The organism is Dyadobacter sp. (genome assembly GCF_051859145.1).
Lineage (GTDB): Bacteria > Bacteroidota > Bacteroidia > Cytophagales > Spirosomataceae > Dyadobacter.
Window position 1 is genome coordinate 1 of the sequence record NZ_JBHYGF010000072.1, and the last position, 12,189, is coordinate 12,189.

The window sequence follows — 12,189 nt, forward strand, 5'->3', positions numbered from 1 at the left end:
GTCAATCAATATCACAAAGGTTTGATCTATGGCAATGAAGTTTTCCGCGACTTACAGGTAGGTGACAGTCTGAAAGGCTATGTTAAGAAGATCCGCGAAGAGAATAAGCTGGATATCAGTCTGCAAAAGAGTGTGACCGAGATCATCGAGCCCACAGGAAAAGTAATATTCGACCTTCTGCAAAAAGAAGGCGGTTTTCTGAATTTATCAGACAACAGTTCGCCCGAGGATATCTATAAAAGATTACAGATCAGCAAAAAAGTCTTCAAAAAAGCAATCGGCGGTCTCTACAAGCAAGGCCTGATCAAGATCGCCGATGACGGTATTTATATGATTAGTGTCGATTGATTATGTTTTGTACGGGATGAATCACTTCTTCCCGTACTTCGTTTTATACTTCTCGTAAAGCCGCTTTTGCTTGTCATCGAGATTTACTTTGCCGCCTTTCACGAACACCATTCCTACAACATTACCGCGCATATCCAGGATATCACCATCGGAAACGATCAGGGAAGCGTGTTTTCCTTTTTCCAGCGTGCCTACTTCCCGCTCAGCGCCGATGATTTCGGCAGCGTTTTTGGTGACAAATTGAAGTGCTTCTTCTGAGGTAATATCACCAAACCCGGAAGAAGTACCTGCCAGAAATGCCAGGTTTCGGGTTCTCCACCATTCATCGGCGTAGGTGATCGCTACTTTTACACCGGCTTTATGAAGCAAACCGGGCAGCTCGTAAGGCATATATACATCCTCATCAACGCGGCCGGGAAGTCTGTGAGTTGGATTCAAGACCACAGATACCTGGTTCTCTTTCAGGAAAGCAGCCACTTTGTAGGCTTCATCTCCGCCAACTATAACTATTCTTTTTATATCAAATTCCTTCGCCAGCTTCACTGCTTCGATAATATCTTTTGCATACTCCGCCCGGATGTACAAATTCGCGGTACCTGCGAGAACAGGCTTCAATGCAGCCATTCTCAGGTTTACGGAAGCAGGTTCAGCAATTGCATTGTATCCCTTCGCCTCTGAGAAAGTAGCCCTGATCAGGTCAATTACTTCCTGGCGTTTGTCATTTCTTTTGGTGGATACAGAAAAATCGTCGTAGTTGAAGCTGCTTGCCAGAAAAGGCGGCCAGCTTAGCCAGATACCATCGTCTTTCTTCAAAACAGCATCTTCCCAGTTCCATCCATCGCTGTAAAAAACCGATGAAGAGCCAGATATAACCCCGCCTTGCGGTACCGCTTGCGAAACAAGAATCCCATTTCCGCGTAATGTTGGAATTACCTCTGAGTCCGTATTATAGGCAACCAGTGCACGCACATGCGGGTTAATCTCTCCCACCTCAGCAAAATCCAGGGTGGCACGCACAGTTGCAATTTCCTGCAAACCAACCGTAGTATTAAGCGAAATAACGCCCGGGAAAATGTGTTTGCCTTTTACCTCGACCGTTTCCGCACCTGCTGCTGCCGGGTTGGAGCCTGCGGCACCTACGTAAGTGATAATGCCCTGATCAAATGCGATCACGCCGTTTTGTATCACCTGTCCATTGCCGATGTGGATCGTCGCGCCCGTGAGAACCATTGGTTTGGTTTGGGGCAATGCGGGTGCAGGATTCTGGCTGAATGCGGGTGAAATCGCTGCCAATGTGAGCAGCGTGTTGATTGTTCCTGCTATAATTTTTTGTTTCATGATTTCAATGATTTACGGAGTGATTACCTGGTTCCTTCGTGCTCTGTGTGCACACCTACTATGTCTTCACAATGCCACATTTTAGGTTGCGTGACCTGCGGCTTCTGCGTAGGTTTTCCTTCCGATTTATCACTCAGCATCTTCTGAATCAGCTTTTCTCTTTCCAGCTGCATTGATTTTTGCTTTTCCTCATCTTTTTTACGGTCAAAATACACAGTACCCTCGATCATGGTAAACTCGGGGCGTGCGTACACTGAAAGCGGGTGCGCATTCCAGAGCACCAGGTCAGCATCCTTTCCGGCTTTAATACTGCCCATTCGATTTTCAACATGCAACAATTTGGCAGGGTTAAGTGTGACCATTTTCCAGGCTTCTTCTTCCGGAACTCCGCCGTATTCTACTGTTTTGGCAGCTTCCTGGTTGAGGCGGCGGGCCATTTCTGCATCGTCGGAATTAATCGCAACCGTGACACCTTCATGGTACATCAATGCCGCATTGTACGGAATTGCTTCTTTTACTTCCATTTTGTACGCCCACCAGTCCGCGAAAGTTGAACCGCCGATTCCACGTTTCGCCATTCCGTCGGCGAGTTTATAGCCTTCCAGGATATGCGTAAATGTGTTGATTTTAAATTTCAATGAATCCGCCACATGCATCAGCATATTGATCTCCGACTGTACGTAGGAATGGCAGGTTATAAACCGCTGACTATCCAGGATTTCGGCTAATGCATCCAGCTCAATGTCCCTTCTTGGCGCATTGGCAGCTACTTTCTTGGAGGTACCATTGAATGATTTCCAGTTTTTCGCATATTCTTTTGCCCTCAGAAAATGGTCAAAGTAAACCTGCTCCACGCCCATTCTGGTTTGCGGAAAACGAACGCGCGCTACATCGCCCCAGTTAGATTGCTTCACATTTTCCCCCAATGCAAACTTGATCGTTTTTACATCCGGCAAAAGCATTTCTGACTGGGTTGTGCCCCATTTCAGCTTGATCATCGCACTTTGTCCGCCAATGGAATTCGCAGAACCGTGCAGCAGATGTGAAGCAGTTACCCCGCCTGCAAGCTGGCGGTAAATGTTGATATCGTCAGGATTGATCACGTCGCTCATCCTCACTTCCGCCGAACTAGTTTGTCCGCCCTCATTGATCTTGAACAATGCGATATGTGAATGTTCGTCGATAATACCGCTGGTCAAATGCTTTCCGGTACCATCAATGGTCTTCGCACCCGAAGGTGCCGACAAAGACTTTCCAACTTTCGAAATTTTTCCATTCTGCACGATCACATCCGCATTCTGCAAAATACCTTCTTTTTCGTTGGTCCAAACGGTTGCATTCTTAATCAATACAGTTTCTGATTTCGGCAGCGCTTCATTCCCAAGACCAACAAAAGGATATACTACCGGGCCGGTCTCTTTCACTTTTGCAACTGCTGTGTCACTCGCAGCTGTCGACTGGAACTTCTCGGTGAGCGTAGCCGACCAGGGTACAACTGCGCCGGTGGGCAGTACACCTTCACCCGATAAACCGGTACCCGCACGCCAGCCGGTAAGCCGGGTAGTACCTGGTATTTTCTTATCTGCCTGGTAAGTCAGGGTCAGCAGCTCGTTTGACAAAACAGCTTTGGGCGTGATTTTCATAGAATCCTGAACAATTACCTTGTACTCAGGCTTTTCCGGCGAGCCGCTAATCTGCAATTTTCCGCCAGGCTGATTGTTGATCGACAAAGCATAAGTACCCCGGATATCCGGCGCATTGACGGGTGCGATAATGTACTTTTTACCCTGGATCCAGTTTTCATAAATCACATTATCCTTACTAAACAAGTCGCCTGAGGTAATGATAAAATTGGCGAGCATACCTGGTTTGAGGCTACCAATCTGGCTGTCGGATTTGATGAGGCTCGCAGGTAAAGTTGTCAGCGCTTCGAGTGCTTTCTCTTTCGGCAAACCGTACTCAATGGCGGTTTTGATGTTTTTCAAAAAATCTGCTTTGTTCTTCAACCCTGCCGACGTGAATGCAAATGGTATCCCAGCTTTCGCAACTTCCGCCGGATTCTTCGGCGCCATTTCCCAGTGTTTTAGCTGTGACATACTGATCACATCTGCGTCCCAGGGATCGGCTACGTCGTAAGCTTCGGGAAATTGGAGTGGCAAAATGAGGGTAGCTTTAGTGGCTTTGATCTCGTTAATGCGCTGGTATTCATCGCCTCCACCTTTGATGATATACTGAACCCCGAATTCATCCCCTACCTTATCTGCGCGGAGCACACTGTATTTGTCTCCTGTTTCAAAAAACGAAGGAAGGTTTTTGATCTGGTTAAAAGCTTCCAGCGAAAGGTTTGCTTCTTTGGCTTTCGGCGTGCGGGCGTACCATTCTGCATCGTAATAATTTTGTCTCAAAAGCGCTACTACGCCCATTGTGGAAGAAGGGTAAGTTTGAGACGAAGTACCTTTGCTGAATGAGAAGTGTGCCGAAGCTTTTCTGTTTAAAAGCGCTTTATTGGCTGGTTCGTCGGTCAATGTGACTACTGCGCCATTTCCTCTTACAATCCCGTCGTGCGGGTGAACCAGAACGGTACCAAATCCGATTTTGCGCAGATCAGCTGCTTTCTTCGCGTCAGGCGTAAAGATAATACTCGCGTCATTTTCTGCCTGAATGGCCTGGTTCCAGCCGAATGCGCCTTTTTTGTTGGATTCCAGCTGCGGGGTTTGCCTGCCCCCTGCCGGACGGCTCCGGCTTACTTCCGGCATTCCGTAGTCCGAGTCGAGATCAATTAATGAAGGGTAAATGTATTTACCTCTTAAATCAATGGTAACAGCTCCTGCGGGTAATTTCACCTGCTTGCCTGCCTGGACTACCCTGCCATTTTCGATCAGCAGCGTGCCATTTTCTATGGTGGTTTTAGGATCAACTACAATAGTCGCATTGGTAAATGCAAAACGGCCGGGCCGCTCGTCGTAGGCGCCGTTCTGCGGAAAAGTTTCTTGTGCTTGACAATAAAAGCTGACAATCAGCCCTGCCAGTAAGGTTGATAATGGTTTAAACATAAAAAGATGGAGTCTGTACAACTTACAATATACCACCCTGAACTTTCATGTTGGCTTATTTTTTCAGTTTTTTGCAAACACGCTTTTATACAAAAACAGAACTAATCCCGCTATGACCTACGAGCAATTCAAAGAATCAATCACACTCAAAATCCCACCGGCGGGCATGCCGGAATTGCTGAAAGCGCTTTGGTACGATGCCAAAGGCGACTGGGAAGCAGCGCATAATATTGCCCAGAGCGCAGAAGGAACGTGGGCGTACGATCGTCTGCACGCTTACCTGCACAGGGTAGAAGGCGATACATTCAATGCAGGGTACTGGTACCGGCGTGCCGGAGCTGATGTTTTCAAAGGTTCATTGGAAGAAGAGTGGGAAAGCCTGACGCGCACATTACTTAATAATGCCTGATTACTTCTTTGTTGCTGATAATTAATAGAATACCCGCTTAAACCCAAGCACGGTTTTTGACTCTAACCCTGGTATCTAAATGAAAAAACCATGAAGAAAATCGTGTTTGTATTTCTGTTGACCTTCACGACTGTCGCTGGATTTGCTCAGCGTCAGGGAGGAGGCAATATGACGGCGGAGCCGCGCGCCGAAAACCAGACCAAAACGCTCACCGAGAATCTGAACTTGTCAGAAGACCAGAAGAAGCAGGTTTACAACCTGAGTCTCGCCCGTGCCCAGAAAGTGCAGGAATTAAGAAACGCACAAAACGCAGACCGCACAGAAATGCGCGCTTCAATGGAAAACTTCAACAACGAGCTGTCAAAAATACTGACAGTAGAGCAGCAGGAAAAATACAAAACCATGCTGGAAGACAGAAGAGGAATGCGGAGAAGTGGCGAGGGGCCGAAGAAGTGAGGGGGGGCTTAATTTTGAATGATTGAATGATTGAATGACTGAATATTCAAATTAGTGAATGTGTGAGTTAGTGAATGAGTGAATGAGTTTGTCATGCTGAGCGCAGTCGAAGCAAGGTGCACTATGCTTCGACCGCCCGGCGGCCCGGTGCGCTCAGCATGAAAAGCATTTAGCATGACAAAACTCATTCATTCAATCATTCAGTCATTCAGTCATTCAGTCATTGCTTTAAACCGCCATTTCCGTCTTGAACTCCGAAGTAAAATGAAAGTGGATCGCGGGGTTGTTTTCGCGGTTCATGCGGATCATCCATTCTGATTCGGCTAGGAAGACGGGGTTGCGGTCTTTGTCGTAGGCGATCTGGTTTCCTTTTAGTCTGACGAACTGGTCCATTGCTGGCTTTTCGTCGGCGGTGAGCCAACAGGCGCGGGAAATGTTCATGGGTACCCAGCGGCATTTCGCGCCGTATTCGTGTTCGAGGCGGTATTGGATTACGTCAAATTGCAGTTCTCCCACGGTACCTACAATCTTTCTGTTCCCAAGATCCAATGTAAAAAGCTGGGCGACACCTTCGTCTGTCAGCTGCTGAATCCCCTTTTCCAATTGCTTGGATTTCATCGGGTCCATATTGATCAGCTCCTTGAATATTTCAGGAGAAAAGCTTGGGATACCTGAGAATTGCAGGCTTTCCCCTTCTGTCAAAGTATCGCCGATCTTGAAGTTACCCGTATCGTAAAGTCCGACTACGTCGCCGGGAAAACCTTCGTCCATCACACTTTTATCCGAAGCCATAAATGTGAATGGACTCGAAAAACGTACTTCTTTGCCCAATCTCACGTGTTTGTAAAACTTGCCCCGCTCAAATTTCCCGGAACAAATGCGAAGAAATGCAATGCGGTCACGGTGGCGGGGATCAAGGTTAGCGTGGATTTTGAATACAAAACCTGTGAATTTCGGTTCAGTAGGTTCTACTGCCCGCACATCTGTCGGGCGCGGCTGTGGGATAGGTGAAATTTCGCAGAAAGTATCCAGCAATTCCTTGATACCGAAGTTGTTGATCGCACTTCCGAAGAATACCGGTGCCAGCTCGCCTTTCTGGTAAGCTTCTTCCGAGAATACGTCGTAAACTCCTTCTACCAGCTCCACATCCTCAGTCAGCTGCTCTGCATCTTTTTCTCCTACCAGATCCGTCAGGCTTTCATCGTCCAGACTTACCTTGGCGACATTGCTTTCAATTTTGGTCTTATTGATTTTAAAGAAATACAGCATTTGCTCGTACAAGCTGTAAACTCCCTTAAAATTGGCGCCCATATTGATCGGCCACGTCAACGGACGCACGCGGATATTCAGCTTACTTTCCAGCTCGTCGAGCAGTTCAAATGGATTCTGACCCTCGCGGTCAAGTTTGTTAATAAAAATGATAACGGGCGTATTCCGCATCCGGCACACTTCCATTAACCGCTCGGTTTGTTCCTCCACACCTTTTACGCAATCCACAACGAGGATTACGCTATCGACAGCCGTTAATGTGCGGTAAGTATCTTCTGCAAAATCCTTGTGGCCGGGTGTATCGAGGATGTTGATCAGCAGGTCTTTGTATTCAAAGGTCATCACGGAAGTAGCTACCGAGATACCCCTTTGTTTTTCGATCTCCATAAAGTCGGAGGTCGCTGTTTTCTTGATTTTATTTGACTTAACCGCCCCGGCCGTCTGGATCGCGCCCCCGAACAGCAGCAATTTCTCCGTCAGGGTTGTTTTTCCTGCATCGGGGTGACTGATGATCGCAAATGTGCGGCGCTTTTTAATTTCCTGTATATTACTCATGAAGTATGGAGATACTGATTTTCAGAGATTCTGAATATTCAAAATTTCCGCAAAGATACGAATAAAAGAAGAGCCGCCCCTATCGGAAACGGCTCTAATATCATGCTGGTATTCAGCTATTCTTGTGGTAAATCGGAAGCTCAGTAGAATGAATGCTTGTAATCTTCCACAGAAGTCATAATTACTTCCAAAGCTTCCTCGCGACCGTACACATTGGTGATTTCAATGTGAGCTGCTTCGCCCGGAAGATTTTTATAAGTAAGGAAATAGTGTTTCAAACGCTCCACGATACCCTCAGGCAATTCGGCGATGTCAGAAAATCCACCATAAACTTCATCTCCTTTTAGCACCGCAATGATCTTATCGTCAGCTTCTCCGCCGTCGATCAAACGAATCCCGCCGATTGGCCTGGCTGTACAAAGGATATCCCCATGCGAGATAATTTTTTCACACAAAACCAAAATATCCAGCGGGTCACCATCGCCCTCAGTCACATCGCGACCTGAACGCTCACGCGCCAATGCAGCGATTTTATCAGCACAGTAAGTTTTTGGTATAAACCCGTAAAGCGCAGGAACAATGTTGGAGTATTTCTGCGGCCGGTCGATTACGAGGTAACCTGTCGCTTTATCTATTTCGTATTTTACTGTATCAGTAGGAACAATTTCAATAAATGCAGTTACAAGTTCGGGTGCGTTGTCACCCATTGGAATTCCATGCCAGGGATGTGCTTTGTGTACGTTAGCGATCATTATCTGTGTAATAGGTAATATTTTTTATCTTATTTGATTAATAAACTCAGTTTCAATTTCCCACCCGCTCAGAAATGTTGTAGTCGCCCGTTTTGGAAACAGACTGTTTAACAAAGAGCTCACCCAGAAAACCTGCGAGAAATAACTGGGAACCGACCATGATCGCAACAAGCGCGAGGAAAAATAATGGGTTATCGGTTACATTACGGTAAGGCAGCAAATGGTAAATATTGTATATTTTTTTACCAAGAAGCCAGAATGCTATAATGGTTCCCAGAAAAAACATAAGGGTTCCCAGACTACCGAATAAATGCATCGGCCGACGCCCAAACTTATTCACAAAGGCAATTGAAAGCAAATCAAGAAAGCCAAAAATAAAGCGTTCCAGACCAAACTTGGTGTGCCCGTATTTACGTGGACGATGCTGCACAACCTTCTCCCCTATCCTTGCAAAGCCATTCCATTTGGCGATTACCGGAATGTACCGGTGCATTTCTCCGTAAATCGTGATATTCTTGACCACCTCTTTACGGTACGCTTTCAGTCCGCAATTGAAATCGTGCAGGTACACACCCGAAATGCTTCTGGTAGCTGCATTGAAAATCTTGGTAGGGATCGTTTTGGTAATTGGATCGAAGCGTTTCTTTTTCCAGCCCGAAACAAGATCGTACTTTTCTTCGGCGATCAATCGGTAAAGCTCAGGGATTTCGTCCGGACTATCCTGTAAATCAGCGTCCATTGTAATAATTACATCACCTTTTGCAGCCTGGAAGCCTGTTTGTAATGCAGCCGTTTTGCCATAATTACGAACAAACCGGAAGCCGCGGATGCTTGCATTTTCGAGTGAAAGCCGGGAAATAACTTCCCAGGATTGGTCTTTGCTGCCGTCGTCTATAAACAGAATTTCGTAGGAAAACCCATTTTCGTTCATTACCCGGCCAATCCATTCACTAAGCTCTGGGAGTGATTCGTCTTCATTATAAAGCGGAACAATTACGGATATCTGGATAGCTGAATGGGTCATGAATAATCTGCAATGGCGCGGACTGGATTGATAATGCCGCAAAGTTCGCTTTTTTCCCGATCAAAATTTTAAATAAAAGTCTTTCAGCAGCTCCCTGAACTTCGGATCGTGCGTAATTCCGTCTTCCTGGTAGATATACAGGGTTTCGGATACATTATCACACGCGGCACCTGCTGCATTTCTGAACTCCATCAAGACACGGAAAGCCTTTTTGTTGGGTTGGTGAAAAAGGGTTAGTTCGTGGTCCAAGCGCCAGTTTTGCTCCTCAGCCATTTTACGGAACAGACTTCCTTCTTCAACAGGCAGCAAAACCGCAAACCTGCCTTCGGGTGCGAGCAACCTTTGAAGTGAAGACAGCAATGCTGCAAAATCAAGTGTATCTGCATGGTGCGCCTGGTTAATCTTTTCGGCAGGAGAACGGAGATCAGCCTGGAAGAATGGCGGATTTGTGATGATCAGATCATACAAATGCTCCGAAGTGAAATCCTGAACAGCTGCATGAAACAATGTAATGCGTCCATTGAACGGGCTACTTTCTACGTTCTCGCCCGCCTGGTAAAAAGCCTCGGCTTCAATTTCGACAGCGTCAATGGATGCATAGGTATTCCGCTGCGCGATCATCAGGGAAAGCAGCCCGGTACCTGTGCCGATATCCAGGATTCTGTCGGCATTTTCAACATTAACCCACGCGCCGAGCACGCACGCGTCGGTACACACTTTCATTGCGCATTGGTCCTGCTGCACGGTAAATTGCTTGAACTGGAAATGTGTGTTTCTGGCCATTGTTTTATTTTCGTCCAAAGTCAGCAGGGTTTTCACCCCAGTACTCCGTTTCCCATTTCAGGATTTTATTCGGGTAAGTATTACTTGCAAGCCATCTCTCAGCGCGTTGCAGCATTTCAAAAACGGGCTTGTTCCGGGGAGTCAGTGCAAGTTTTGTATTCGCATGCTTTTTCTTGATCCAGCTGATTGCAGTGCGCGAGTCGCTGTAAATGGGCAGATCGCTCGCATTTTTTTGCAGGTAAGCCAATGCATGTACAATCGCAAGGAACTCACCGATGTTGTTGGTACCATCCCTGAACGGGCCCTGCAAAAAGATCCTTTTACCCGTTGCGTAGTAGATACCCTGATATTCCATATCTCCGCTGGCCGTGTTCCAGGCTGCGTCGACGATTATGCTATTCTTAATGGGCTTACCCACGGAAGCAGGCGCTTCTTTCAACACGGGCTTACTTTCTTTTTTCGTCACGAATTCCCAATAATCCCGCTGAATAGCCTTTTCTGCCTCTTCAATGGATTCAAAAGACTTATAGCGCGCATCTTCAAAACCCTTGATCTGCGCCTCGCATTCTTTCCAATCCGTAAAAACCCCCGTCTTCCTCCCCTGCCACACAACGTAGTACTTCGTCTTTTTTTGAGACATCTTTTTTTAATGACTGAATGATTGAATGAGTGAATGACTGAATGTGGGAGTTGGCGAGTTAGTGAGTTGGCGAGTTGATAGTTAGTCGATATTATAAGCGATTAGCATTTGATTTAAGCCTTTTTCCGATTTGACCGCTTGAAGAATTCGATAAAAAATATTCAGTCATTCAGCGCAACGGCGCCCGGTCATTCAATCATTCAAAATTAAAAACTCACTCATTCACTAACTCACTAATTCACTAACTCAAAACTCCTAGCCCCGCTCCTCCCAAACCTCTGCTAAATTCACAATCGTTTCTACTGCCTTTTCCATATCCTGCACGGATACCCATTCCAGTTTCGAGTGGAATGCGTGTTCGCCGGCGAAGATGTTGGGACAGGGTAAACCCATGAAGGAGAGGCGAGAACCGTCGGTGCCGCCGCGGATGCTTCTGCAAACGGGGTTTAGTCCCGCGCGTCGCATAGCTTCCTCTGCATGCTCGATGATTTGCGGGTATTTGTCAAGAATCTCCTTCATGTTGCGGTACTGCTCCTGCACCTTGAAGTCCGCAGTGGAGTTTGGATAGTTCTTTAAAACTTCATCGACAATGCTTTTCAGGTATTCCTCTTTTTCGTGCAGACCGGCGGTTGTGAAATCCCGGATGATAAAGCCCAGGGTCACTTTCTCCTGGATACCTTCCACATGCGTCGGATGAATGAAGCCTTCCTTGTTTTCCGTGGTTTCCGGCGATAACGCGTCTTTTGGCAGACGGGCGATAATATCTGCGGCTATTTTGACTGCATTTTCCAGTTTTCCAAGCGCATAACCAGGGTGGGTACTTACGCCGCTGATCGTGATTTTCACACCGTCGGCAGAGAAAGTCTCATTTTCCAATGTTCCGGCCGCTTCACCGTCGACCGTGTATCCATAGTGAGCTCCTAATTTAGCCAGGTCCACCCGCTCGGTACCACGTCCGACTTCTTCATCAGGCGTAAAAAGTATCTTGATTTCCCCGTGCGTGATCTCCGGGTGGTTGATCAGGTATTCGGCTGCGGCCATTATTTCGGCAACACCGGCTTTGTTGTCGGCACCGAGCAGGGTCAGACCGCTGGCTGTTACAATGTCATTTCCAATTTGCTGATCCAGATCGTGCAACTCTCCTATTCTCAAAACCTGCGTTGGATCGTCGGGAAGCACAATATCAGTTCCGTCCCACTGCTCGTGGACAATCGGCTTCACATTCGCGCCGGTAACATCCGGGGATGTATCCACGTGCGAGCAAAAGCAGATCACAGGCACATTGGTTTTAGCCGAATTGGATGGAATAGTCGCGTACACGTAACCGTGCTCGTCTACGTGCGCGTCAGAAACACCTATTTCCAGCAATTCCACGGCAAGTAAGTTACTCAGGTCACGCTGTTTGGCTGTACTCGGAAAGCTTTCGGATTCCGGGTCTGATTGCGTATCGATCTGCACATACCTCAGAAACCTTTCGAGAACTGATGTTTTCATAATTGATGCTGTTTGGAAACCGGATTAACCGATAATGGAAGCCAGATCGGCCGGCGAATAGTTGATAT

At 46.9% G+C, this 12,189-nt stretch carries 10 protein-coding genes and 1 pseudogene; 3 read left to right on the forward strand and 8 right to left on the reverse strand.

The annotated features are described in order from the left end of the window. A pseudogene (locus tag ACTIE6_RS05655) lies at positions 1-348 on the forward strand (GntR family transcriptional regulator); the annotation flags it as partial. A gap of 21 nt (positions 349-369) precedes the next feature. Here ACTIE6_RS05655 and ACTIE6_RS05660 read toward each other — a convergent pair. Together ACTIE6_RS05660 and ACTIE6_RS05665 are read right to left on the reverse strand one after the other, a co-directional pair. Beyond that, positions 370-1,686: an amidohydrolase family protein gene (locus ACTIE6_RS05660; RefSeq protein WP_439555703.1), complete on the reverse strand. Its 1,317-nt coding sequence runs from the start codon at positions 1,684-1,686 to the stop codon at positions 370-372. Between the two features lie 23 nt (positions 1,687-1,709). Continuing rightward, entirely contained in the window at positions 1,710-4,739 is a 3,030-nt protein-coding gene (locus ACTIE6_RS05665) for an amidohydrolase family protein (RefSeq protein WP_439555704.1), read from the reverse strand. A gap of 112 nt (positions 4,740-4,851) precedes the next feature. Here ACTIE6_RS05665 and ACTIE6_RS05670 point away from each other — a divergent pair, with 112 nt between their 5' ends. Beyond that, positions 4,852-5,148: a hypothetical protein gene (locus tag ACTIE6_RS05670; protein ID WP_439555705.1), complete on the forward strand. Its 297-nt coding sequence runs from the start codon at positions 4,852-4,854 to the stop codon at positions 5,146-5,148. 90 nt (positions 5,149-5,238) lie between these two features. Next, positions 5,239-5,604 (forward strand): hypothetical protein, encoded by a 366-nt coding sequence (locus ACTIE6_RS05675; RefSeq protein WP_439555706.1) that lies wholly within the window; start codon positions 5,239-5,241, stop codon positions 5,602-5,604. Positions 5,605-5,832: 228 nt separating this feature from the next. Here the strand turns inward: ACTIE6_RS05675 and ACTIE6_RS05680 are convergent, their stop codons facing one another. From ACTIE6_RS05680 to pepT, 6 genes are all read right to left on the reverse strand, one after another. Further along, positions 5,833-7,428, reverse strand: a complete 1,596-nt coding sequence (locus ACTIE6_RS05680) for a peptide chain release factor 3 (protein ID WP_439555707.1) — start codon at positions 7,426-7,428, stop codon at positions 5,833-5,835. Positions 7,429-7,568: 140 nt separating this feature from the next. Then, complete coding sequence (locus ACTIE6_RS05685) at positions 7,569-8,180, reverse strand: inorganic pyrophosphatase (protein WP_439555708.1); 612 nt, start codon at positions 8,178-8,180, stop codon at positions 7,569-7,571. A 52-nt stretch (positions 8,181-8,232) separates the two neighbouring features. Continuing rightward, a complete protein-coding gene (locus tag ACTIE6_RS05690) occupies positions 8,233-9,204 on the reverse strand; it encodes a glycosyltransferase family 2 protein (protein WP_439555709.1) in 972 nt (323 codons plus the stop codon). A 60-nt stretch (positions 9,205-9,264) separates the two neighbouring features. Beyond that, complete coding sequence (locus ACTIE6_RS05695; protein ID WP_439555710.1) at positions 9,265-9,987, reverse strand: tRNA1(Val) (adenine(37)-N6)-methyltransferase; 723 nt, start codon at positions 9,985-9,987, stop codon at positions 9,265-9,267. Positions 9,988-9,991: 4 nt separating this feature from the next. After that, positions 9,992-10,627: a ribonuclease H1 domain-containing protein gene (locus tag ACTIE6_RS05700; protein ID WP_439555711.1), complete on the reverse strand. Its 636-nt coding sequence runs from the start codon at positions 10,625-10,627 to the stop codon at positions 9,992-9,994. Between the two features lie 255 nt (positions 10,628-10,882). Further along, positions 10,883-12,121 carry a peptidase T gene (gene pepT, locus ACTIE6_RS05705; protein ID WP_439555712.1) on the reverse strand — a complete coding sequence of 413 codons (1,239 nt, stop codon included), beginning with the start codon at positions 12,119-12,121 and terminating at the stop codon, positions 10,883-10,885. Positions 12,122-12,189: the final 68 nt, after the last annotated feature.

What these genes read in the sequence shown, in the direction of transcription:
- ACTIE6_RS05660 (WP_439555703.1), bottom strand. Translation starts at nt 1,686, where the DNA reads ATGAAACAAAAAATTATAGCAGGAACAATCAACACGCTGCTCACATTG.
- ACTIE6_RS05665 (WP_439555704.1), bottom strand. Translation starts at nt 4,739, where the DNA reads ATGTTTAAACCATTATCAACCTTACTGGCAGGGCTGATTGTCAGCTTT.
- ACTIE6_RS05685 (WP_439555708.1), bottom strand. Translation starts at nt 8,180, where the DNA reads ATGATCGCTAACGTACACAAAGCACATCCCTGGCATGGAATTCCAATG.
- ACTIE6_RS05690 (WP_439555709.1), bottom strand. Translation starts at nt 9,204, where the DNA reads ATGACCCATTCAGCTATCCAGATATCCGTAATTGTTCCGCTTTATAAT.
- ACTIE6_RS05700 (WP_439555711.1), bottom strand. Translation starts at nt 10,627, where the DNA reads ATGTCTCAAAAAAAGACGAAGTACTACGTTGTGTGGCAGGGGAGGAAG.
- ACTIE6_RS05695 (WP_439555710.1), bottom strand. Translation starts at nt 9,987, where the DNA reads ATGGCCAGAAACACACATTTCCAGTTCAAGCAATTTACCGTGCAGCAG.
- ACTIE6_RS05670 (WP_439555705.1), top strand. Translation starts at nt 4,852, where the DNA reads ATGACCTACGAGCAATTCAAAGAATCAATCACACTCAAAATCCCACCG.
- ACTIE6_RS05675 (WP_439555706.1), top strand. Translation starts at nt 5,239, where the DNA reads ATGAAGAAAATCGTGTTTGTATTTCTGTTGACCTTCACGACTGTCGCT.
- ACTIE6_RS05680 (WP_439555707.1), bottom strand. Translation starts at nt 7,428, where the DNA reads ATGAGTAATATACAGGAAATTAAAAAGCGCCGCACATTTGCGATCATC.
- pepT (WP_439555712.1), bottom strand. Translation starts at nt 12,121, where the DNA reads ATGAAAACATCAGTTCTCGAAAGGTTTCTGAGGTATGTGCAGATCGAT.